Raw genomic sequence first — 23,266 nt, forward strand, 5'->3', positions numbered from 1 at the left:
GGCCGCGAGTGATCGTGGCCATGCACAGTGCAAAACGTTCGCTCCTAGCGTTCCAGCTGCTCGATAAACTCAAGAAGCAATTCGTTGACATGATCGGCACTTTCTTCCGCCGCGCTATGGCCCACACCGGGTAGCAGTACCTTCTTCTGCAGTCCGGGCAGATAGGTGTCGAGATTCTCGTAGAGACGACGGATTTCGACTGGTTCGAGTGATGGATCGGCCGCGCCTCCAATGAACAGGCTCGGCTGACGCACCACCGCACCGTCAAGAAACGCGGTGATTTCCCAGTTGCGATCGCGACAGCGGTAGTGGTTCAGGGCACCGGTAAACCCTGTGCGCGTGTATTCAGCGACGTAGTAATCGAGCGATCGCGCGCTCAGCCATGACGCAAACTCCCCCTTGGGCTCAGTGAAGGCGTTGAGAATGGGTTCACCTGGCTCGACGAACAGACGCCAGCGTTCGGCCCCGACAGCGCTGCCGGAGATCGAGTAGAAAACGCTTCGCAATGTTTTTCTCGTATCGCAGGCCAACTCGCGATCCGGCTTGTCGAGCTGCTGGAAGTACAGATGGTGATAGACCCTGCCCTTCGCCATTGCCTGTAAAGCTACAGTCGGCTTGATCTTGCCACGCGGTGGCACCGGCGTATTGAGCATCACCAGGCCGCGAAACAGATCCGGGCGCAGCATGGCCGCCGCTTGGGCCACCCAGGCGCCCAGGTCGTGGCCGATGATCACAGCGGACGTTTCGCCCAAAGTCGCCATCAAGCCCACCATGTCACCGACTGACTGACTCATGTCGTAGGCTTCAACGCAACCAGGCCGATCCGTTTGGCCAAACCCCCGCTGATCCGGAACGACGACCCTATAGCCAGCTTCGGCCAACGCCACGATCTGGCGCCGCCACATGTACCAAAGGTAGGGGAAACCATGCAGCAGAATGACGAGCGGGCCCTGCCCCTCGTCGATGTAGTGCATGCGAATGCCGTTGACTTCGGCAAAGCAGTGGTTGAATGCAGCGGGGTCGTCGGCATCCACTTGCCCCATTGCGGCGGGCGGCTGATCGATGCGTATTGCAGTGCGCGTGTCCATTATCTACCTCCATCTTTTGTAGTTGCAGGCTTGAAGGTAGCCGTGACAGGGTGCCCTGCACTAAGCTCCTCAGGACACAATCTTGTGAAATTGGGACACGAGGGATACATGTATACCCTGACGCGAAGCGCCAGCCTTACTGGCTATGAACAGGTTGCCCGGTCAGTGGGACTGGATCCTTTACGTATGCTGCGGCTGGCCAGGCTGCCCACCAGTGTCCTCGACGATCCGAATATCATGATCAGTATCGATTCGGTGGGTTGGCTGCTGGAGGAGTCAGCCCGCCTGTCCGGCCAGGAGGCGTTCGGCTTGTTGCTCGCGCAAACGCGACACCTGTCCAACTTCGGCATGCTGGCGCTGCTCATCCGCGAAGAACCGACACTTCGTGCCGTCTTGCAATCGTGCGTGCGCTATATGCGGCTGCATAACGCTGGGGTGGAGTTGCGGCTTGAAGATGCAGGCGATCTGGTACTGCTGCATGTGGGTGTGAATATGCAGGGCCATCACGGTGTCTGGCGCCAGGCCATCGAACAGTCGACGGGCATTGGACTGCGGACGTTGAGCATGCTGACGCGCAATACGTTCCGCCCGGTCAGGGTCAGTTTTACTCACGAGCGCCCGGCCAGCCTTGAAGTGCACCACCGAGTGCTGGGAACAGCCATCGAGTTTTCACAGGAGTTCAATGCCATCGTTTGCCGCGGGTGCGATCTGGACATGCCCATTGCTGCGGCCGACCCCGCGCTGCATCGCGAAGTGAAGCGATCGCTGGACATGCAGTTGGCTAACCTGCGCGACGAGCCGACGCAGCGGGTACGTCAGATCGTCAAGATGCTGCTGCCCAGCGGACTGTGTTCTGTCGATGCGGTTGCCCAGCATCTTGGCATGCATCGACGTACCCTTAACCGCCACCTGGCAACTGAGGGAGAGAGTGTCACAACGATCATCAATGCCGTACGCGCTGAACTCGCCGAGGAGTATCTGGCCAACAGCAAACGGCGATTGTATGAGGTGGCCGAACTCCTGGGCTTTTCCTCTGCCGGTGACTTTTCACGCTGGTTCCGCAACCGGTTTGGCCAGACACCCTCGGACTGGGCGGCGTGCTACCGAGAGAGCAAGGCGATGCCCCTAATGCCAGTCAGTTAAGTGTTTGAACACCGCAAACCTTGTGGGAGCGAGCTTGGTCCCACAGTGTCCGGTGCTTAACTGACTGGCATTAGGCGATACCCCGGCCCAATTTGCACCAATAGAAAGACCGGTCCGGATGCGGATCAACCTGCCCCCTGCGTTTCAATGACGTTGAACGTATCAGTCATCGTTGTCATCGCGATCGCGGTAGCGACGGTGATCGTAGTCACGACGATCATAGTCACGGTAATAACCTCGATCATCGTCCCCTCTTTGGTCGTAGCCACGTCGATGATCATGATCGTGATATCGACCGTACCTTTCTCCGTCATCCCAATGCGGGCCGCAGCCTCCCAACAAGACGGCGCTGGAAATGGCCACGATCAAGATTGCTGCGCGATTCATATGAACGTCCTAAACGTCGGAGTTATGGAATGGTTACAACTATGACCATTCGGTAACTCAATGATTCCTCTGGGAAATGCAAACAAGTGATGGTCACTCTCCCATCGAATCCCCGTCGAGACAGCCAGAGCCTGTCATGAATAGCCAAGGGACTGTCGTCAAATGAAAAGCGCCCCTGATTCGGGGGCTATTTAATGGCAGCACTGAAAAAGCCTCTGGTGATCCAGCGGACGCAAGCGTCTGCTCTGCCTGAGTCACGAGTTGCCTGGCACGCCAGGCAGGAGAATAACAATATGAAATTCGTGAAGTGCCTTCTGGCTGCCGTACCCCTCATGGCGCTGGCCATCGATGCCCAAGCCTATGTATCGAGCCAGGAAGCCGCCCGGCTGGGCACCAGCCTGACGTGGGTGGGTGCCGAAAAGGCCGGTAATGCCGATGGCTCCATCCCGCCCTACAACGGTGGCCTGACCACTGCCCCCGCAAGCTTCAAGACTGGCGACAGCATGCGCCCGGACCCCTTTGCCCACGAAAAACCACTGCTGGTGATCAACGGCAAGAACGTCGAGTCGTACAAAGGCATGCTGACCGCCACCACCGTAGCGTTGGCCAGGCGTTACCCCGGCTTTCGCATCGATGTGTATCCGACCCACCGCACTGCATCGCTCCCGCAGGCGGTACTGGACAATAGCCGCCGCAATGCCACTGCCGCCAGGTCCCTCAACGGCGGGATCGCCATCGACAATGTGATGCCCGGCGTGCCGTTCCCGATCCCGCAATCAGGCGCCGAAGCGATGTGGAACTTCCTGCTGCGCTACCAGGGTGTCAACATCCATTCCAAGTACGACTCCTGGAGCGTCGACACGGCGGGCGTACCGAGCCTGGCGGTCACCGGCGAGGCATTCGTCTCCTTCCCGATTTACGAGAACATGTCCAAGCCGTTCAACAGTTCCGACATCTACTATCAGTTGAAACTGTCCTATACCGGCCCCGCGCGCCGGGCCGGCGAGTCGATCATGCTCAAGAACGCCACCAACCCGACGCAGTTTCCTGGCCGGGCCTGGCAGTACATGCCTGCCCAGCGCCGCGTCAAACAGATTTCGATTCTGGCCTACGACACCCCCAACCCCGGTACCGCCCGGGCACTGGAGCTGTACGACTGGACGCTGGTCGGCAAGCGGGAAATGATCGTGCCCTACAACACCTACAAACTGACCTACGCTCGCGATGCCAAATCGCTGACCACGCCAGACTTCATCGCGCCGGACTTCGTACGCTGGGAAAAACACCGGGTCTACGTCGTGGAGGGCAACCTCAAGCCCGGTGCAAACCACATCTACCAGAAGCGTCGCTTTTACCTGGATGAAGACACTTGGGCCGCTGTGGCCTCCGATCAGTACGACACCAGTGGCCAGCTATACCGTGGCTCCTTCGCTTTCTTCAGCCAGAGCTATGACCAACAGGTCCCGGACGCCACCCCTTTCATGACGTACGACCTGTCAAAAGGCACCTATAACATCAATGGCGTGGTGGGCCCTCATGGCGGCATCCGCTATATCGAGCCGTTATCGACGGCGCAGTGGGTGCCAGAGTCCATGGCAGGTACCGGTATTCGCTAGGGCGGTGATCCGACCGATAAATCACAAAGCCCCGGTTCGAAAAAACCAGGGCTTGGGATTTCGGCTGGGCCGAGGCTGAGGGCCTGAGTCCGTTTCAGCGCCTGACCGGCGGGATATCCCTGCCGACCGACGATAGTGAAAGATCAGTTACCCGCAGTCGTCATGGAGACAGGCATCTAGCGCTTGCCCTTTATGTAGACGACCGAAAGATAGGCACCCCAAAGAACTCCACACAGGGCAAACATGAGCTCCGGACTGAAAATGTTCTGATCGGCCGGCGTCCTCAGGATTTCGCTATAAAGGCACAAGGCGCCTGCGATCAACGCAAAAAAGTATCCGGTCCGGGTTCTGGTCCGGCGCAGCAACAGAACCTTTTTCAGCCCCTCGTCTTTCCATTCCTGAGGGGGTATGCGTTGGATCTCCTCCAGCAGCACCCAACCCCACAGCAACGCGCACAACCAATAACCTGTCAGCATGATTTCCTCCCGTTAGAACATTGATTCAACCTGTAGAACATTAATTCAACATGAACGCAGCGCGCACTCCGCGCTCAATTTACGAAGATCGTTGTTTCCAGAGTCTTTTCTGACTTGTGCATTTTCTGAAGCTGGCGAGAACGTTCGAGCAGCCGTCAGGGGCGGCGATGCAGAACCGTAGTCGGGGAGTCCGAGTGGAGCACGCCCGGTCTCGTTGCCAGTGGTCGCATCCCGCTGGACCACTTCGCCGGTGTCGAAGTCATACTCCCAGTGGCCTGCCTCATTCCACTTGTGGAGAAAGTAGGTATAAAACGGCACAAACAGTCCCTGGTCCGGCTCAGCGTATTGCAGCCCGAACACATACTCAGGCTGGTCCTTCATTTCACGCCCGCTATGGCAATGCTGGACCCAGGCAAGGTCATCGAGAACGACAACCTTCCAGAACGGGTCGTGGTCGTAGAATTTCAACGAAACTTTCTTGCCGCTTCTGCGGCACTCGTTGAGGAACGCAATGCTGGCGGCAAGTTCTTCCTGGAAGGTCAAGGTCGTAATGTTTTGCGCAAGTGAGTCGACTCGCTTGCGTGCCGCCATGCCGAGCGGATTGAGCAACATGACGCGGATTTCATACGCCGTCGTGAAGACCTCCTTCAACAGGCTATTGGGGGCAACCAGGGTTTCGTACCCCGTGAGCGAAAGGATCGAGGCGTCACGCGCCGCCGGTAAAGAGCGGACCAGGTTGCGTTCCTGAAGGGTCGAAAGCCATCCCTTGCGCGGATGCCTCGTGAAGACCAGGGAAGCCATCTTCGCGCTCGTCAGGCGATGGCGGTTGTCCCACGCGCGTTTGCACAGATAGAACAGAACCATCAAGGTTGAGGCCAGCACGATTTCTGTCGCAAGCAGCAGATTCGCGTTCAACTCCACGCGTGGCCACCATACATAGAGGATGTACCGCGCGGCATCCGGCGTGGCAAACGCCATGGCCATTGCAAGCAAGGTGATCACGCCGTGGGACATGACGTGCCGCAGCACGGCTAGAAAGTCGTATTCTTTGCTGATTGGATCCATGGGGTACTGCTCCCATTCGATGATGATTGCCAGCAGAAAAAATCTTCCGGTAACAGGGACTTGGCCAAACGCTCCAACATGCGGCGCATGATGGCCAGCTCATGGTTCTTGTCGTAGAACGCGTAGGCACCCGCTTTTGTGAAGTACTTCCAATGTGTCGGTTCAGCGCAATTGCTGACCACGATGACTTTTGTCAACGGATACTCGGCTGCGACTACACGCAATACTTCCATGCCCTGACCGTCGCCGAGGTTGACGTCCAGCAAGACGACATCGGGCGGTTCACGCCGGATGGCGACGATGGCGGCCGTTGCGCGGTGGAACACCCCGGCAAGTGACAAGCCGACGATCCCTGGCGACACCGTGCGGCACAGTGCTGGCACGGCGTTCGAATCCTCAACGACAAACAGGCGCAAAGGGCCTGAATCTCTGGCTGGCATCAGTGCAGTCAATGGTTCTGTGCTGGTGACCTGCATGATTTCACCTCTCTTTTTTGGCATGGCTGTACAAGACGCTGACGAAGACAACTCCAATCAGCGGACTAAATCTTGCGCAGGGGGTAATATGCTCAAGTAGATCGAAACCGACTATCGACGTTAGCAGGACTTCTTTGTGGAGATATCGGCCAAGAGCTTGTAGTGGAATCACTACAAGCAGGCTGGATCGAGTGACGGGGCGTTCTAAGTCAACAGGTCGTTTTCGAGTGCATAGCGGGCCAGTTTCGCGTTGCTGTCCATCCCGGTTTTTTCCAGGATGCGTGCCCGGTACGTCGTGACGGTACTCGGGCTCAAGTGCAATATCTGTGCGATGCGGACAATTCTCTCGCCTGAAGCAAGGAGTTTCAGCACTTCAAGCTCCCGGTCGGATAGTGCTTCGTGGGGCGCCGCGTCGCCTTTGCCGATAGCGTTGACCAGCTTTTCTGCCAGCTCAGGACTGACGTGCTTGCCGCCTGAGGCTACCTTGCGGACCGCCGCCACCAGGGTGGCTGCGGAAATATCCTTGGTGAGGTATCCCGCAGCGCCTTGCTTGATTGCGCGTAACGCATAGGCCTCGACCGAGTGCATGCTCAACATCAGAACGGCGAGCTTGGGTTTCTGCGCACGCATGAGCTTGAGGAGCTGGAGGCCGGACTTGTCGGGCAGCTGAATATCGACCAGCGCCACGTCGAAATCCTGCCCCCGGACCAGGAGCATGGCGTCTTTTGCCGTCTCTGCTTCACCCGTTACGTCGATCTCGCCGGCAGTCTCCAGCATGCGTCGCACGCCGCTACGCACGATGCTGTGATCATCCACCAGCAAGACTCTGATTTTTTGGTCAATCATCTGTATTTCCCATTCGCACCCGCATGGCCCTGGCCGTATCGTGTCTCGATGTACAGATGATGTTGAACCCGCCGGCACAGTGGCGCGCTTATGCATTCCACACTAATCCTGCGGCCAGTGGCCGGCAAGCCATGGAATCTGCTGCAGCGTCTGACGTTAGCAGGCCGGTAGCGCACTTGCACTTTTACCTCAGCCGTTGGCGCTCACTTTTCAGGAATGCGGGTGCAGATGGTTGCAATGGCCTGTTCCCGGCCAATTTCCCCAGGATCCGGGGCATTGCGCCAACCTTGCTAATATTTCGTAAGCCAACGCTCAGTTTTCAGCATGGTCAATACTGCAATGCCGGCTCCTGCATGACGCCTTGCGCGTGGCATCCATTTTGACTGGACATAGACATGGCCACAGTAACGACACCCATCGAAGCATTCGACATGAAGACGTTGCTGACAGCGCTGAAGGCGTTGCGCAATGGTGACTTCACCACGCGTATGCCGAATGACTGGACCGGCATGCCGGGCAAGATCGCCGACACGCTCAACGAGATCATCGACATGGCAGCCGATACAGCCACCGAATTCGAACGCGTGGCGCGACTGATCGGCAAGGAGGGCAAGGTCGACGAGCGTATTCAATTGCCGATGATGAAAGGTTCTTGGCAAAAGATCGTCAACTCGAGCAATGCGCTCACCAGCGACCTCATCAGCCCGATGAACGAGATGATTCGCGTTATCGATTCGGTTGCCGAGGGTAATCTTAGCCAGCAGGTACCACCGGTACTCAACGGCCTGAAACTGCGGGGCCAGTTCCTTAAATCCGCCGGGATTGTGAACACCATGGTGACTCGACTGGGCTCCTTCGCTTCCGAGGTGACCCGCGTGGCGCGTGAAGTCGGCACTGAAGGGATTCTCGGTGGGCAGGCCAAAGTCAAAGGGGTATCCGGCACCTGGAAAGATCTGACCGACTCCGTCAACGACATGGCCGCCAACCTGACCACCCAGATGCGCAACATCGCTTACGTGACGACCGCTGTGGCCAAAGGCGATCTGGGCAAGACGATTACCGTCGAAGCCAAGGGCGAGATTCTCGAACTGAAAAACACTATCAACACGATGGTCGACCAGCTCTCCAGCTTCGCCTCGGAGGTGACCCGCGTGGCGCTGGAAGTCGGCACCGAAGGCAAGTTGGGCGGACAGGCCGAAGTGCGTGGCGTATCAGGCACCTGGCGCGACCTGACTGAATCGGTCAACGGCATGGCGGCCAACCTGACCACCCAGGTGCGCAACATCGCACAGGTGACGACCGCGGTGGCGCGCGGCGACCTCGGCAAGAAAATTACCGTTGAAGCCAAGGGCGAGATTCTCGAACTGAAAAACACCATCAACACGATGGTCGACCAGCTCTCCAGCTTCGCCTCGGAGGTGACCCGCGTGGCGCTGGAAGTCGGTACCGAAGGCAAGCTGGGCGGACAGGCCAAAGTGACCGGCGTGTCCGGTACCTGGAAGGACTTGACCAACTCGGTCAACGGCATGGCGGCCAACCTGACCACCCAGGTACGCAACATCGCCGACGTGACGACGGCGGTGGCCAACGGCGACCTGTCGCGCAAGATCACGGCCGAAGCGAAAGGCGAAATTCTCCAGCTCAAGGAAACCATCAACACAATGGTGGACCAGCTCTCGACCTTTGCCGACGAATTGACGCGCATGGCACGGGAAGTGGGAACTGACGGCAAACTCAGTGGTCAGGCCAAGGTGACGGGCGTCGGTGGGACCTGGAAAGATTTGACCGACTCGGTCAACAGCATGGCGGCCAACCTGACCGATCAGGTGCGCAACATCGCCGACGTGACGACAGCGGTGGCCAAAGGTGACCTGGGGCGCAAGATTACCGTGCAAGCCAAGGGTGAAATCATGGAGCTGAAGAACACCATCAACACCATGGTGGACCAGCTCAACAGCTTTGCCGCCGAAGTGACGCGGGTGGCGCGCGAAGTCGGCACCGAGGGAAAGCTCGGGGGACAGGCCCAGGTGCAAGGCGTGTCCGGCACCTGGAAGGATTTGACCGAAAACGTGAACTTCATGGCGGCCAACCTGACCAGCCAGGTGCGAGGCATCGCGAAAGTGGTGACCGCGGTAGCCAATGGCGACATGAAGAAGAAACTGACACTGCAAGCCAAGGGTGAGATCGCCGAACTGGCCGACACCATCAACGGTATGACCGATACGCTGGCGCTGTTCTCCGATCAGGTGACCTCAGTGGCGCGTGAAGTGGGCGTCGAGGGCAAGCTGGGCGGCCAGGCCAACGTGCCGGGTGCTGCCGGCACCTGGCGCGATCTGACCGACAACGTGAACGGTCTGGCGGCCAACCTGACCAATCAGGTGCGCGCAATTGCCGATGTGGCGACTGCCGTGACCAAGGGCGATCTGACGCGTTACGTGGAGGTGGAAGCAAAGGGTGAAGTGGCGCAATTGAAGGACAACGTCAACGAGATGATCCGCAATCTGCGGGAAACCACGCGGCAAAATGCGGAACAGGATTGGCTCAAGAGCAATCTTGCGAAGTTTAACCGTCTGCTGCAGGGCCAGCGCGATCTGGCGGCAGTCTCCAAGATGGTGCTGTCTGAACTGGCTCCGCTGATCAACGCCCAGCACGGTGTGTTCTACATGATGAACGAGAGCCCGCCCGATCCTGCGAAACTCAAACTGATGTCCGCTTATGCGTACAAGGGCAACATCAATGTGAACGATGAGTGGCAGTTGGGCGAGGGCCTGGTCGGCCAATGCGCCTACGAGAAACGGCGCATCCTGCTGACCGATGTACCCGCCAATTACGTCGCGATTTCATCGGGACTGGGTGCGGCCGCCCCGCTCAATATCATCGTGTTGCCGATCCTGTTCGAGAACAAGGTCAAGGCCGTCGTCGAAATGTCTTCGTTCACGCGCTACAGCATCATTCATCAAACCTTCCTCGATCAGCTTGCCGAATCGATTGGTATCGTGCTCAACACGATCGAAGCCAATATGCGTACCGAAGAACTGCTCAAGCAGTCGCAATCGCTGGCGCAGGAGCTACAAAGGCAACAAGAAGAATTGCGACAGACCAACGAGGAGCTGGAGGACAAGGCCGGACTGCTCGAGGAGCAGAAAGCCGAAGTGGAGCGCAAGAACCGCGAAGTCGAAATCACCAAGCTGTCGCTGGAGGAGAAGGCAGAGCAACTGATGCTGACCTCCAAGTACAAGTCCGAATTCCTCTCCAGTATGTCCCATGAGCTCAGAACACCATTGAACAGCTTGCTGATCCTGGCCCGGCAGCTCAGCGACAACGCGGAGCACAATCTCACGCCCAGGCAGGTCGAATATGCCAAGACCATCCGTAGCGCGGGCAAAGACCTGCTGGAACTGATCGACGAGATTCTCTATCTGTCCAAGATCGAGTCGGGTACGGTCACACTGGATCTGAATGAAGCGCTATTCGCCGATCTGCACGACCAGATCGAACGCACCTTCCGGCCCGTCGCTGAAAGCCGAGGCCTGGGCTTCACGATTGAACTGGCCCCCACCCTGCCCCCCAGCATCTGGACCGATGAAAAGCGCCTGCTGCAGGTGGTCAAGAACCTGCTCTCCAACGCTTTCAAGTTCACTGAGCAAGGCAGCGTCAGGATCAGCATCGAACCCGCGGTGTCCGGGTGGAGCGCGGATCACAGCGAACTCAATAACGCCGATGCGGTGGTTGCCTTCGTGGTCACCGACACCGGCATTGGCGTATCTGCCGACAAGCAGAAGCTCATCTTCGAAGCGTTCCAGCAGGCAGATACCGGCACCTCACGAAAATACGGCGGCACCGGCCTGGGCCTGTCGATCAGCCGCGAGCTCGCACACCGGCTGGGCGGTGAGCTGCGGCTGATCCCCGGTGAGATCGGCAAGGGCAGTACTTTCGCGCTGTACGTGCCCTTGCGTACACCGGATGCCCAGCGTCAGATGCCGGACGAATCAGCGACAGAGACAGTGCCAGGCCAAGTCAGGCGCGACCTCATGTCAGCCCCGTCCGTACAGATACTGGACGACCGCGAGTCTGTCCAACCCGGGGACCAGGTGCTGCTGATGCTCGAGGGCGACGCCCGATTCGCCAGCATTCTGCTCGAGGCCGCACACCACGAGGGGTTCAGGGCAATCGTCACGACCCGTGGCGTGGATGCACTGGAGCTTGTCGAACGCTTCAAACCCGTCGCGATCACGCTAGACCCGGGCCTGACGGACATCGATGGCTGGTCGCTGCTCGAGCAGTTGAAGCGCAATTTCGCCACGCGTCATATCCCGGTCCAGATCGTCTCGATCGCTGACGAGCACACACGCGGGCTGCGTTATGGCGCTTTCGACTATCTGCTCAAACCGGTCACAGCCGAAGAGATTCAAAATGCGCTGGTGGGCATCGTGGCATTCGCCCGGCGCAAGACCAGGAATCTGCTGCTCATCGACGGCGATGAAGGGAGCCGCGCCCGTATCCTCGATCTACTCGGCAATAGCGACGTGAAGATCGCAACGACCGGCAGCGGCGCGCAAGCCTTGAAGAAACTGGCAACGAAACGCTACGACTGCATGGCAATCAATCTCAAATTGCCCGACGCATCCGGCATCGGGTTTCTCGAGGCGTTGCAGGAAGACCACGCCATGCGTGAACTACCGATCGTCGTCTATGGTGCGCAGACGCTGACCAAGCCGGAACGCGAGCGTTTCAGGACACTGCTCGGCAAAGGCGTCATCAAGGCAGTTCAATCGCCCGAGCGCATACTCGACGAAACCGCGCTGTTTCTTCACCGCGTCGTAGCCCGTCTGTCGCCGACCCAGCGCAGGATGCTGGAAAAACTCTATGAGGGTTCAGACAGTCTCGAGGGCAAAAAGGCCCTGGTGGTCGACGATGACGTGCGCAATATCTTTGCCCTGACCAGCGTGCTCGAGTGCAACAAAATGCAGGTGGCCACGGCCGAAAACGGCCGAACCGCCATAGAACTGCTGCAGCAGCAGCCCGATACCGACATCGTGCTGATGGACATCATGATGCCCGAGATGGATGGCTTTGAAACCATGCGCCAGATCCGTACATTCAAGAGATTTGAAACCCTGCCCATTATTGCGCTGACGGCAAAGGCGATGATGGGTGACCGTGAAAAGTGCCTCGAGGCAGGAGCATCGGACTATGTCAGCAAGCCGGTGGATACCGACCAGCTGCTGTCACTGATGCGCAAATGGCTCTATCGATGACGCTGTACCGCGCTCATTGCGGCCAGCGCAAACCGACGTGGCATAAAGAAGTGGCATGAATATGCAGGAACCCCCGGCATTCAATGAGACAGCTCAGGTGCGGCAACCGCTCCCGCCTGATGGCGTACCAGCCCCCGTGTTGCTGGTGGATGACAATCCCGGCAAGCTTACGGCGCTCGCCGCGGTGATCGCCGACATGGGCCTCGATGTTGCCACGGCGACCTCCGGGCGCGAGGCGCTGCGCCTGCTATTGCAGCGCGACTTCGCGGTCATTCTGCTCGACGTGAAAATGCCCGTGATGGACGGTTTTGAAACCGCGGCACTCATTCACGGCCGCCCGAAATCGGCCCACACGCCCATTATCTTCGTCACAGCGGAGGCCGATACGGATTCCGAGCGTTTCCGCGGTTATACGTCCGGCGCAGTGGACTACATCTTCTCGCCGATTGTGGTCGAGGTTCTTCGCGCCAAGATCCGGGTGTTTGTCGACCTGTTCTACCTGCAGCGCAAACTGACGATGCAGGCCGAAGAATTGCTGCAATCGAAGCTGCAACTGCGCGAACTGGCCGCCTATCAGGAGCGCATCAAGGAAGAAGAGCGAAAGCGCATCGCACGCGACATCCATGACGAGCTGGGGCAGAGCCTGCTGGCGTTGCGAATCGATGTCTCCATGTTGCAGGCACGCACCAGTACCCTGCACCCCAAGCTCAACGAAAAGGTCAGCGATGCCCTGAATCACCTCGATACAGCCATCCGCAGTGTCCGCAGCATCATCAATGATCTTCGGCCGCCCGTACTCGACCTGGGATTGCAGGCAGCGATCGAGTGGCAACTTGAAGAGTTCCGGCAGCGCAGCGCGATCGATTGCACGATGTCCGTGAAAGACGAGGATTTGCGTTGCGATCTGAACGAAAAATCCGCCACGACTCTGTTCCGCATCGTGCAGGAATCGCTATCCAATATTGCCCGGCACGCGCAAGCGACACAGGTGCATATCGAACTCTACAGGGAGGGTCGCCGGCTTTACCTGCTGATCAAAGACAATGGCGTAGGCATGACCGATCGCAAAAAATCGAACTCGTTCGGGTTGGTGGGGATGAAGGAGCGCATCAGCATGCTCGGCGGCGAATTCACGATCGACAGCGCACCGGACAAAGGAACGAGATTAACGATATCGCTGCCACTGGACTGACGTGGTCATTTCTCTCAGCCCGGACGCCCCGCACAATTGCCCCCGTTATTGGGGCATATTCCCCGTCTTCGGGGATATTCATCCTGGCTGCCCAGTTGCTCATACGCCTGCCTGAAGCCAGCAGACAAAGGGAAACGCGGCGTTGAGCCACTAGTCACCCTCTTTCACTTTTGGCAGGAAAGTTGCGTCATCCTTATCCCGGTTCGAAATCAAACATTTCGCTAACCGGGCCAGGAGCAGTGGCGCGTTGCCCAAGTATTGCCGTGCGCTCCGAGGAACCGTCAGAGGTGTTTGCGATGAAACTGGATGCCGCAAGGCTGAAAACTAGTCCATTGTCCAAAACCAGGCTGGCGCCAAGTATCTCTGCTGCCGCGATCATCCTCGGGCTGGGCTTATCCCACGTCCAGGCAGTCCCCCTCGACAACACCGATCCACCGCCGCCTACCGACCCATCGGCGTTCACCAACCCGCCCGCCGACCCCAATGCTGCATTGCGGGACTTGCTCAAGCTGCCTCCGGCAAACGTCGGGGCCTTCGACCTGCCCAATGGCGTGGTCGGTAACCGCCAGACCCCCACGGTCGACAATGTGCTGCCACCCAATCTGCAACCCAGCTTCAATATCCCCACCAACGGTAATGCCAGCCCGCTGTTCGGGGCTCAACCGTTCACCCAGCGGCTTGAACTGTTCGAGGAGTTCGGCTCGAACAAACTGGATGCGACCGACCCGCCGTCCCCCGTGCCGTTTCCGGTTCCGACGCTGGGCCCCGCACCGGCGCAAGATCCGTTGAACGTGGCGCGAAGCGGTCCGTCCCCGGATGCGCTGGATGCCTTTCTCAGGCAGCCGGCTTTGACGCCCTTCCCGACCGAGTTCTCCAATGTGCTGGACCGCAACCCCTGGAAGGCGCAGATCGAACTGTTCCTCAATCGCCGGGTCGATTCGCCCGCCGAAGGCCGGCCACCGGGCAAAGGCTGGTCGCACCAGCGTTTCAATGAGTTTTTCCCGCGCGACGCCTTCAAGACGGTGCAAGCCGGCGCGCACGTCAACAGCGGCTTTCGTGATCGCATGCAACGGCATAACTACACCGTGGGGGAATTTGCCCCAGGCGGGCTCTATCACAACACCAACGGCAACCTGGCCAACGAGGGCACCACCAAGGGCATTCAAGTGCAGTTTCACCCCAACTTCCCTGTCCAGGACCACAATGCGTTGTGGGCATTCGACGGCACCTTTCCGCCCAAACTGCTCCTGGTGCGCTATGGTCAGGCGATGCTGATGCGTCATTACGATGCCTTGCCCATTGACCCGTCGGCCAACCGGGGCTTTGGCCTGCATACCCTCACCACCCATGAACACAACGGCCACACCCCTGGGGAAAGCGACGGCTTTACCAACGCGTTCTTCTTCCCGGGCCAGTACTACGACTATCGCTGGCCGATCCAGTTGGCCGGTTACGACACCATCAACACCACGGCCGAGGACCCACGGGCGGCATTCCCGTGCGACCCCGGTGAAACCCTGTTCGTCAACGATGCCGCTCCGGGCCTCAAGACCTGTAACAACGGCACCATCAGGATCCGTGGCGACTGGCGTGAAACCATGAGCACCCACTGGTTCCATGACCACATGCTCGATTTCACCGCGCAGAACGTCTACAAGGGCAATGCCGCGATGATGAACTACTACAGCGCCGTGGACCGAGGCAACGAGACGGTCGACGACGGGGTCAACCTGCGCTTGCCCAGCGGTTCGGCGCTGGGCTGGGGTAACCGTGACTATGATGTCAACCTGATGATCGCCGACAAGGCCTGGGACCAAACCGGCCAGTTGTGGTACAACCCCTTCAACACCGACGGTTTTCTCGGTGACCAGGTGCTGACCAACTGGGTGTACAAGCCCACCCTGGACGTGCGTGCCCGCCGCTACCGTTTCCGCATTCTCAACGGATCGGTTTCTCGCCACTTCAAGCTGGCGATGGTGCGCCAGGTCAGTGGTAATGCTGGCGAGTTCCCTGGCCCGAACGGCTCCGGAGTTTCCTATAACCGGGTGCCGTTCCACCTGATTGCCAACGACGGCAATATCATGGAGCACGCGGTACCGTTCGATGGCAGCCTGGACCTCGATGGCGACGGCGACACTCAGGACCACAACGGCATTCTGCCGATGCAGGGCATTGCCGAACGCTATGACATCATCGTCGACTTCGCGAAAAACGGCATCAGCCCCGGCGATAAGGTTTTCTTCGTCAACATCGAGGAGCATCAAAACGGCAAGCGTCCGAATCGTGACGTTCCGTTAGCCGATATCCTCTCCGAACAGTATTTGCCCGTGGTCAGGCAAACCAGCCACGGGCCGCAGTGGGTCAACGGAGACCCGGGCGTGGGCCTGTTCCTGCAACTGAACGTCCAGCCTTACACCGGCCAGGATGTCAGCATGAATCCGCTCGATTTCGAGCCCGCCAAGCCTGGCAAGCCCGAAGGCAAGGTCATGATCCCCCTGCCCTTGCACCGTGATGACCCTGCCGATATCGCCCGGCTTGCCCAGGCGCGGCACCGTACCTTTATCTTTGGCCGCTCCAACGGCACGGATGTTACGCCCTGGACGATCAAGACCGATGGTGGCGAAGGCTTCAACATGGACCCGCGCCGGATTTCCGCCGCGCCACAACTGACCACTGGCCCGACACCGGCGGGGTTCAAGGGCGAAGGCACGCTGGAAGTCTGGAATATCAAGAACGGCGGCAATGGCTGGAGTCACCCGGTGCATGTGCACTTCGAGGAAGGGGTCATTCTCACTCGAGGTGGCAAACCACCACCCGAATGGGAAAAATGGGCGCGCAAGGATATCTACCGTGTAGGCGACAGTTCCGAGAGTCTGGACAATGTCGAAATGGCCATACGCATCCGTGAGTTTGCCGGTACCTACATGGAGCACTGCCACAACACCCAGCATGAGGACACGGCGATGCTGCTGCGCTGGGACTCCGAGCACCCGGGCCAGCTCCAGCTGATGCCCGCCCCCTTGCCCAGCTGGGACGGCGTGAAATTCGTGAACTCGGTTGCGTTACCGACCTTCCGTACCGGAGATGGCGTTGGACCACAGGTCGAGGTCAACATAAACCCGTAAATAACAGCGGCAATGGAGGCCAAGTCTAGCGTCGTCTATAAACCGTTGTTTATGTCGTCAGCCAATGCAGAGGCAACTTTTTTGCTGAACATTCCCCTGTGGCGATGCCACGAATTGGCTTTTTTCGAGGGAAAAATGGCAGTGCCTTGACCTGGTTCGTTAACCCGGCCAAAGGCTTTTTTATGGCTGATTCACTCAAACTCTCCGATTTCCTCCATGGAATCTGGAATAAAAGACGAAAAAAACGCAGAGGCTCTCGTCTGCCTTCCGATTCGTCGCAAACCCAGTAATGGCGCGGGCTGCACGACAAATGACGGCAATATGCAACCACGCAGGGACACTGCCGTTGGTCAGCAAAATTGATCAAAAAATGAACTGATGCGGTTTTTTCGTTCAGAATACGCACCAGGTGTTACGGGCTCTGATCCTCACCTGACCCCAGAAGCGGAAGTTAAACCTCATATGCGCCAAGTGCGGATGAGGTTTTTTATTACCTGAAAATGGAATAATCGAATGACTGAAAGTTCATTCGCCAAACTCGCTTTTATCTTGACAGTGTGATGCCGCAAGATAATTAAATTAAAACTGCTGGATCATAACTTCAGTCAGCAACGGCAAACTCCAATAAAGCCGTACTGAAAGTCAGGTTGATTCACTGTTTGAACAAAGAGGTAGTCATGGAACTCAGTATTCTTACTTCACCAGTCGGGGAATATTTGCGCCTGGGCGTTGTATATTTCCATCTTATCGCCTGCTGCGTGGCAATCGGGCTGGTGTTGACCAGTGACATTGCAATGGTCAAGCAACTCCTGAAGGGAGATGTGTCGGGTCACCATGACGACGCGCACATGGACAGCCTGCAAAAAACCGTATCGCTTGCACTTGTAGCGCTCTGGATTACGGGCATTGCTGTTATCGGGATCGACTATGCCGGCAAGGGAATGGAGTATTTCCTCAATCCAAAATTGCAAGCCAAGATCGGCATCGTTGTGCTGTTGACCGTTAACGGCTTCGTGTTGCATCGCGGTGTATTGCCGGCGCTGAAAAAAGCCGGTTCGTTACTGAAACTCTCTTTCAGCCTGCGCATGCTGGCGCTGTTCTCGGGGGCGTTCTCTGGCGTGTCCTGGTTCTATGCCGCCATGCTGGGTGTGGGTCGTCCGCTGGCCTGGAAGTACTCCCTGGTGGAGTTGCTGGCAGCCTATCCGGTACTCATCGTCGGCGGTTTCGGGATGATGGTACTGCTCACCGTCTGGGCCAAAAACAAAGACGCCGAAAAGCGCCTGGAGCAAGGCACCTGGACACCAGGCAACGCCGCCCTGGCTGGCTGGTGAATCCAGATTGAACAAGGACGTTCAGCCGACCGCACCAACAGCTGATCCGTTGTGCGGCCTCAAGCCTTGAATGCAGCACCCAAGGTGCTGCTGGCACCGGTTTGACCGAAATCCCGCTTACACAAAATCAGTTGTGTTGAACCCACAGTCCAGACAGCCCTTCACCAAGGGTTGCTTCGTTTACAGGCCGTCGTGGCACGCGGCAGTCGGCTTTCATCTCCGATAAATCGCTTCATCGGTAAACGCCCCTCGCTTCAATTCAACTTTGTGTCTCTACGATCCTGAGCCAAGGCCAGCGAGCCTGATAACTGTTCGCCTTCTGGTCGTACAAGTCTGGCCTGGGGGTTTTGGATTGATTCTAAGCAATCCGTGCTCAGTGTCGGCCGGCCGTTGGGGGCATAGACCTCGCCCGTTTCAATATCCAGCCCCATGCAAGTACCGGCAATCAGGTAGCGATCGATCCCGTCTCTGGCCGACTGAAGCTTAGGATAATCCCCGCCAAACCGTTCCGCGTTTACTGAATTGGTCATTGCGATCCTGACCAGGTTTGCGACAGTCAATGTCATCTTCATCCCTTCCAAATCGATCAAGTCCTCGCGACCGACAATACCGCCAACACTTTACAAATACGCGAAATACACTGCCCTTTTCTCCCCTCGACCAATCTGGCGCGAATCATGCCTCATTCAACGGCACGAAGTCGGTACTGGCTATGTGGATGACACTTTTGAAGTGAGCCGCCTCAGTGCCTGCCCCGATAATCGATAGCTTACTGACGAACGGCCGAGGTCAAGCATGACGAGCGCAACTATGGAACAAGTCAGCCCGAAAACGCTGAGAAGAGTGATTGTGGCTGCTGGCATCGGCAATTTCGTCGAGTGGTTCGACTTCGCCGTCTACGGCTTTCTGGCCACGACCATCGCCCAGCAGTTTTTCCCCAGCGGCGATGCCAGTGCCGCGCTGCTCAAGACCTTTGCGGTATTTGCCGTGGCCTTTGCGTTTCGGCCCCTTGGCGGGATTTTCTTCGGCATGCTGGGCGACAGGATCGGCCGCAAGCGAACCCTGGCGATGACCATTCTGCTGATGGCCGGGGCAACGACCTTGATCGGTCTGCTGCCCACTTATGCAGCGATCGGGGTCATGGCGCCGATTCTTCTGTCGCTGATCCGTTGCGCCCAGGGATTTTCCGCCGGGGGTGAATATGCCGGTGCCTGTGCCTACCTGATGGAGCATGCACCGCGTGATAAACGTGCCTGGTACGGCAGCTTCATTCCGGTGTCGACATTTTCCGCCTTCGCCGCGGCAGCCGTGGTGGCCTACGCACTCGAGGCGTCATTGTCGGCCGAAGCCATGGGCAGTTGGGGCTGGCGCCTGCCGTTCCTGATTGCCGCGCCCCTGGGCCTGGTGGGTCTTTACTTGCGCTGGAAACTCGATGAGACGCCGGCATTCCAGGCGGTGACCCAGGAACATGCAGTCGCACACTCCCCCCTCAAGGAAACCTTGCGCAACCATGGTGCGGCTATCGGCTGCCTGGGTGCTTTTGTGTCACTCACGGCACTGTCGTTTTATATGTTCACCACCTATTTCGCGACTTACTTGCAAGTCGCCGGTGGCCTGAGTCGCGCCACAGCGTTGCTGGTGTCGCTGATCGCATTGCTGTTCGCGGCGGCGATCTGCCCGCTGGCCGGGCTGTACTCGGACCGGGTCGGACGTCGAATGACGGTGATGACAGCCTGCGCGCTGTTGATCGTGAGCGTGTATCCATCGTTCCTGATGGCCAGCTCCGGCTCGTTCGCAGCGTCCATCGCCGGCGTCATGCTCCTGGCGATTGGCGCGGTGTTGTGTGGCGTGGTGACGGCGGCCTTGCTCTCGGAAACCTTCCCCACCCGTACCCGATACACCGCCTCGGCGATCACCTACAACATGGCGTACACCCTTTTCGGCGGCACCGCTCCGCTGGTGGCGACGTGGCTGATCAGCACCACCGGCAGCAACCTGTCGCCCGCGTTCTATCTGATTGCGGTGGCATTGCTCGCGCTGGCGGGCGGGCTGGCATTGCCGGAGACTTCGAGAATTTCCCTGCATGAGGTTGCGACGCAGGAAAAAGCTGTAGGAGTGAGTGCATCCGCCTGAAACACGAAACGAGCCTGTCCTGAGCCCGGTGCTGTTCAAGCGCAAAGGTGTTGTTGGCCTTGCCTGGAGGGCGCGACGGAGATCGGCAGCAACGTGCCGTGGGTCGGTTTCCCGGTAGCCTTTGCCCTGTCGGGAATCCTGCTGACGGTCCTCGGCTACTTAGTCATGGTCTTCGCGGATTAATGCTGTGTAGGAGCGAGCTTGCTCGCGAAGGTCGTCAACGATAACGCGTGCTCACTGGATAAACACGGCGCTCTTGAGTCCATCGCGAGCAAGCTCGCTCCTACAGTAGCAACACGTCCGCTGACCGCCCGTTGCCAACGATGCCACTAAGGCAACGCATACACCCTGAACAGTTTTTCACGGTAGCGTTGATCAGGTGCGCCCTACGGAACCTGAGACGGGCAGGTTCCCGAGCAATTTGAGCCCGGTGCTCTCCACGAACGTCTCATAGTCCATCGGCTTCTCTATTCGGGTTTCTGCGTTAGGCAGCACGTACGCCCAGGCACGTTTGGACGATGCGTCGTACACCAGCTTGAACAGTCGGGTCGGCACCCAGACCTGGTTGTCGCCAATGGTCGAGTGGCCAGGGTCAAACAGCGGGCCGGTAAAGACAAACACGTTGCCATCGGCGCGCTTGGCAAACTTGCGGACATCAGACTCGACCTTGCTCCAGATCTTGCGGTTGTTGGTCGGGTCTTGCGGCACCATGTTCGACAGCGCAAAGGATTGGGCCATTGCATTGGGGTTCGGTGCATCGGCGGCCGGGGATTGGTGACCACGGTCCACGGCCGGGTGCTGGCTGCGGTAGTCGCTCAACTCGGCGCGCCCACTCTTGGGGATGCGTGGGTCCGGGTAGAACTGGTTGGTGCGCTCCTCCCCTTTGGCATCCTGCAACTGGGCCGCATTCAGGCGTTCGACCACAACCAGCGGGGTCTTGCTGGTTTGCGAGTACAGCACCGCGAAGTTGTCGGAACACAGCGCCAGGGGTTTCATGGCTGCCGGCACAGTGGCCGTGTTGATCGGTTTCGCTGCCGGGAACAGATCAGCGCAGCCGTCAAACGATGCCTGTTTCTGTTTGCTTGAGTAGAGGTCCAGGGCCGCGCTCTGGCTGATCGAGCCCGAGCGGGACGTTTGTTCATGTTGCGCGGTAGGTGGCTTGAGGAGGTCCAGCAGACTGCGGGCTTGTGCCCCGGTCGAGAGCAAAACAAGGGCCGACAGCCCAACTGCAATTTTGCGTAGGTACATGGGTTAAATCTTCGAAAGGAATTGAGGGATAAACGTGCGGCGGGTCCCGATTCACGGAACCGGGTGGAGGGCATTGCTGATTATGTGGCGGCGAGCATGCTTTCACTGTCCTTGATCAAGTTACCGATGGGGCCGGTCGGTTCCGGGCAGTTCGACCGTTTGGGGGTCGTGCGGGGGTTATGGACCATGACAAGATACGTTAGTGCCGGGCGGCGGTTGGATTCTATTGGCCAGTGCTCATCGAAGCCGCGGACCGGATGACTTATCCAGTACCGCTCGATACCCTTTCGCACCCGGGTGCCTGACGGCAATTCAGGCCAGACTCACTCCATCCAGACGAACAGAAAATGAAATCCTCCGCAGGTTTGCTGTTGTCGGGTATCGAGCTGGACCGTGCCAGCTCCATCCCCTTGTACCGCCAACTCTACTTGCAGATTCGCAAACAGATTCTCGGTGGCAGGATTCAGGGCGGCGTGCGTCTGCCGTCCACCCGAACCCTGAGCAAAGAACTGCAGCTGTCGCGAATCAGCATTCTCAATGCGTTCGATCAACTGATTGCCGAAGGTTTTCTGACGTCGCGCACCGGGGCCGGGACCTATGTGGGACATGAATGGGAAAGCCGCGATGACGCTGAGCACAAGCCCCAGCCACCTCGCCTGTCCGACCTGAGCCAGTCCATGCTGTCGTTGCGCAGCGATCATTTTCGCGGCGTGTCCTATGCGGACTGGGCGACCGGGACCCCGACTTCGTTCCTGCCCAGTCACAGCGCTTACGATGCGTTCCCGCAATCAGTCTGGAAACGGCTGATGAACCGCCACCTGCACAAGCCGACCAAGGCCATGCTCGGTTATGGCGAGCTGCAAGGTTTACTGGCCCTGCGCGAGGCGATTGCCGAATACGTCTTCGATGCCCGAGGCATCGACTGCACTGCCGAGCAGGTGGTCATCGTTTCCGGTGCCCAGCAAGCCTTCAACCTGCTGGGCATGCTGTTGCTCAATCCGCAGGACAGCTTCTGGATGGAGGATCCGGGGCATATCGCGGCGCGCATTGCGCTCCAGGCCCAGGGGGGGCTGGTGGTCCCGTTGCGTATCGATGAACAGGGGATCGATGTGCGGCAAGGTGTGGCGTTGTGTCCTGACGCCCGCCTGGTATTTACCACGCCGTCTCGTCAGCATCCCTTGGGCATCACCATGAGTTATGCGCGGCGCCAGGAGCTCATCGACTGGGCTGCGCGCAATCAAAGCTGGATTATCGAGGACGACTGCGACAGTGAGTTTCGCTACAACGGACGCCCCCTGCCGGCACTCTATGCCATGGACCAATGGGCCCGGGTCATCTACGCCGGAACGTTCAGCAAAGTGCTCTTCCCCTCGCTACGACTGGGTTACGTGATACTGCCGAACGCCCTGATCGAACCCTTCTGCACCCTGCGGGCGGTCATGGATCGCAGCCCGCCCACGCTGCTGCAGGCCGTCACGGCGGACTTCATGCGCGAAGGCCACTTCCTCGGTCATATTCGTCGAATGCGTGTGCTGTACCAGGCTCGCCAGCAAGCACTGGTCGAACAACTGCAGCAACGGCTGGGCACTTTCTTCAGGATCACGCCTGTTGAAGCCGGCATGCACCTGATCGCCTGGTTACCCGCGCATCTTGACGACGACGCCATCGCCAGGGAACTCGGCCAGCATGGCATTCATACCTATCCCCTGAGTGACTACTGCCTCGAGCATGTCCTGCCGCCGGCCCTGTTGATCGGCTTTGCCAGCACCCCTGAGGACCAGGCCCAAGCGCGGGTCGAAGCGCTTGCCCAGGCCTTGAGCAACATGGGCTATCTGCAGCAGACCACTTGACCCAAGGCAAGTGGTCTTATGATTTAACTGAT

The 23,266-nt window shown here is 58.5% G+C and carries 15 protein-coding genes and 1 pseudogene; 8 read left to right on the forward strand and 8 right to left on the reverse strand.

Annotated features, from left to right (window positions below; translation table 11 throughout):
• Window positions 1-44: 44 nt before the first annotated feature.
• Window positions 45-1,088, reverse strand: coding sequence for an alpha/beta fold hydrolase (locus tag KGA81_RS05685; protein WP_223544927.1), 1,044 nt, complete (start codon window positions 1,086-1,088; stop codon window positions 45-47).
• Window positions 1,089-1,196: 108 nt separating this feature from the next.
• Between KGA81_RS05685 and KGA81_RS05690 the strand changes: the two genes are divergently transcribed.
• Window positions 1,197-2,231: an AraC family transcriptional regulator gene (locus KGA81_RS05690; RefSeq protein WP_223544928.1), complete on the forward strand. Its 1,035-nt coding sequence runs from the start codon at window positions 1,197-1,199 to the stop codon at window positions 2,229-2,231.
• 162 nt (window positions 2,232-2,393) lie between these two features.
• On the opposite strand, the gene KGA81_RS05695 is transcribed toward KGA81_RS05690, so the two are convergent.
• Entirely contained in the window at window positions 2,394-2,618 is a 225-nt protein-coding gene (locus tag KGA81_RS05695) for a hypothetical protein (RefSeq protein ID WP_223544929.1), read from the reverse strand.
• A gap of 293 nt (window positions 2,619-2,911) precedes the next feature.
• Here KGA81_RS05695 and KGA81_RS05700 point away from each other — a divergent pair, with 293 nt between their 5' ends.
• Window positions 2,912-4,234, forward strand: coding sequence for a DUF1329 domain-containing protein (locus KGA81_RS05700; RefSeq protein WP_223544930.1), 1,323 nt, complete (start codon window positions 2,912-2,914; stop codon window positions 4,232-4,234).
• A gap of 176 nt (window positions 4,235-4,410) precedes the next feature.
• On the opposite strand, the gene KGA81_RS05705 is transcribed toward KGA81_RS05700, so the two are convergent.
• From KGA81_RS05705 to KGA81_RS05720, 4 genes are all read right to left on the reverse strand, one after another.
• Window positions 4,411-4,710 carry a hypothetical protein gene (locus tag KGA81_RS05705; RefSeq protein WP_223544931.1) on the reverse strand — a complete coding sequence of 100 codons (300 nt, stop codon included), beginning with the start codon at window positions 4,708-4,710 and terminating at the stop codon, window positions 4,411-4,413.
• 45 nt (window positions 4,711-4,755) lie between these two features.
• Window positions 4,756-5,775, reverse strand: coding sequence for a hypothetical protein (locus tag KGA81_RS05710; protein ID WP_223544932.1), 1,020 nt, complete (start codon window positions 5,773-5,775; stop codon window positions 4,756-4,758).
• Entirely contained in the window at window positions 5,742-6,251 is a 510-nt protein-coding gene (locus tag KGA81_RS05715) for a response regulator (RefSeq protein ID WP_223544933.1), read from the reverse strand. Before KGA81_RS05715 ends, KGA81_RS05710 begins: the two co-directional genes overlap by 34 nt.
• Window positions 6,252-6,455: 204 nt before the next feature.
• On the reverse strand, window positions 6,456-7,097 hold the full coding sequence (locus KGA81_RS05720) for a response regulator transcription factor (protein ID WP_223544934.1): 642 nt from the start codon (window positions 7,095-7,097) through the stop codon (window positions 6,456-6,458).
• Between the two features lie 395 nt (window positions 7,098-7,492).
• On the opposite strand from KGA81_RS05720, the gene KGA81_RS05725 reads away from it, so the two are divergent.
• From KGA81_RS05725 to KGA81_RS05740, 4 genes are all read left to right on the forward strand, one after another.
• Window positions 7,493-12,355 carry a HAMP domain-containing protein gene (locus tag KGA81_RS05725; protein WP_223544935.1) on the forward strand — a complete coding sequence of 1,621 codons (4,863 nt, stop codon included), beginning with the start codon at window positions 7,493-7,495 and terminating at the stop codon, window positions 12,353-12,355.
• Between the two features lie 55 nt (window positions 12,356-12,410).
• A complete protein-coding gene (locus tag KGA81_RS05730; RefSeq protein WP_223544936.1) occupies window positions 12,411-13,547 on the forward strand; it encodes a response regulator in 1,137 nt (378 codons plus the stop codon).
• A 296-nt stretch (window positions 13,548-13,843) separates the two neighbouring features.
• Window positions 13,844-16,672, forward strand: a complete 2,829-nt coding sequence (locus KGA81_RS05735) for a multicopper oxidase domain-containing protein (RefSeq protein WP_223544937.1) — start codon at window positions 13,844-13,846, stop codon at window positions 16,670-16,672.
• Window positions 16,673-17,349: 677 nt separating this feature from the next.
• Window positions 17,350-18,003, forward strand: a complete 654-nt coding sequence (locus KGA81_RS05740; protein ID WP_223544938.1) for a hypothetical protein — start codon at window positions 17,350-17,352, stop codon at window positions 18,001-18,003.
• A gap of 259 nt (window positions 18,004-18,262) precedes the next feature.
• Here KGA81_RS05740 and KGA81_RS05745 read toward each other — a convergent pair.
• Window positions 18,263-18,512, reverse strand: a pseudogene (locus KGA81_RS05745) (nucleotidyltransferase family protein); the annotation flags it as partial.
• A gap of 286 nt (window positions 18,513-18,798) precedes the next feature.
• Between KGA81_RS05745 and KGA81_RS05750 the strand changes: the two are divergent.
• Window positions 18,799-20,136, forward strand: a complete 1,338-nt coding sequence (locus KGA81_RS05750) for an MFS transporter (protein ID WP_223544939.1) — start codon at window positions 18,799-18,801, stop codon at window positions 20,134-20,136.
• A 375-nt stretch (window positions 20,137-20,511) separates the two neighbouring features.
• Here KGA81_RS05750 and KGA81_RS05755 read toward each other — a convergent pair whose 3' ends face one another.
• Entirely contained in the window at window positions 20,512-21,384 is an 873-nt protein-coding gene (locus KGA81_RS05755; RefSeq protein WP_223544940.1) for a DNA/RNA non-specific endonuclease, read from the reverse strand.
• A gap of 347 nt (window positions 21,385-21,731) precedes the next feature.
• On the opposite strand from KGA81_RS05755, the gene KGA81_RS05760 reads away from it, so the two are divergent.
• Window positions 21,732-23,234 carry a PLP-dependent aminotransferase family protein gene (locus KGA81_RS05760; protein ID WP_223544941.1) on the forward strand — a complete coding sequence of 501 codons (1,503 nt, stop codon included), beginning with the start codon at window positions 21,732-21,734 and terminating at the stop codon, window positions 23,232-23,234.
• Window positions 23,235-23,266 lie beyond the last annotated feature (32 nt).

Origin of the sequence: Pseudomonas sp. A-B-19 (genome assembly GCF_019947515.1) — a bacterium.
Lineage (GTDB): Bacteria > Pseudomonadota > Gammaproteobacteria > Pseudomonadales > Pseudomonadaceae > Aquipseudomonas.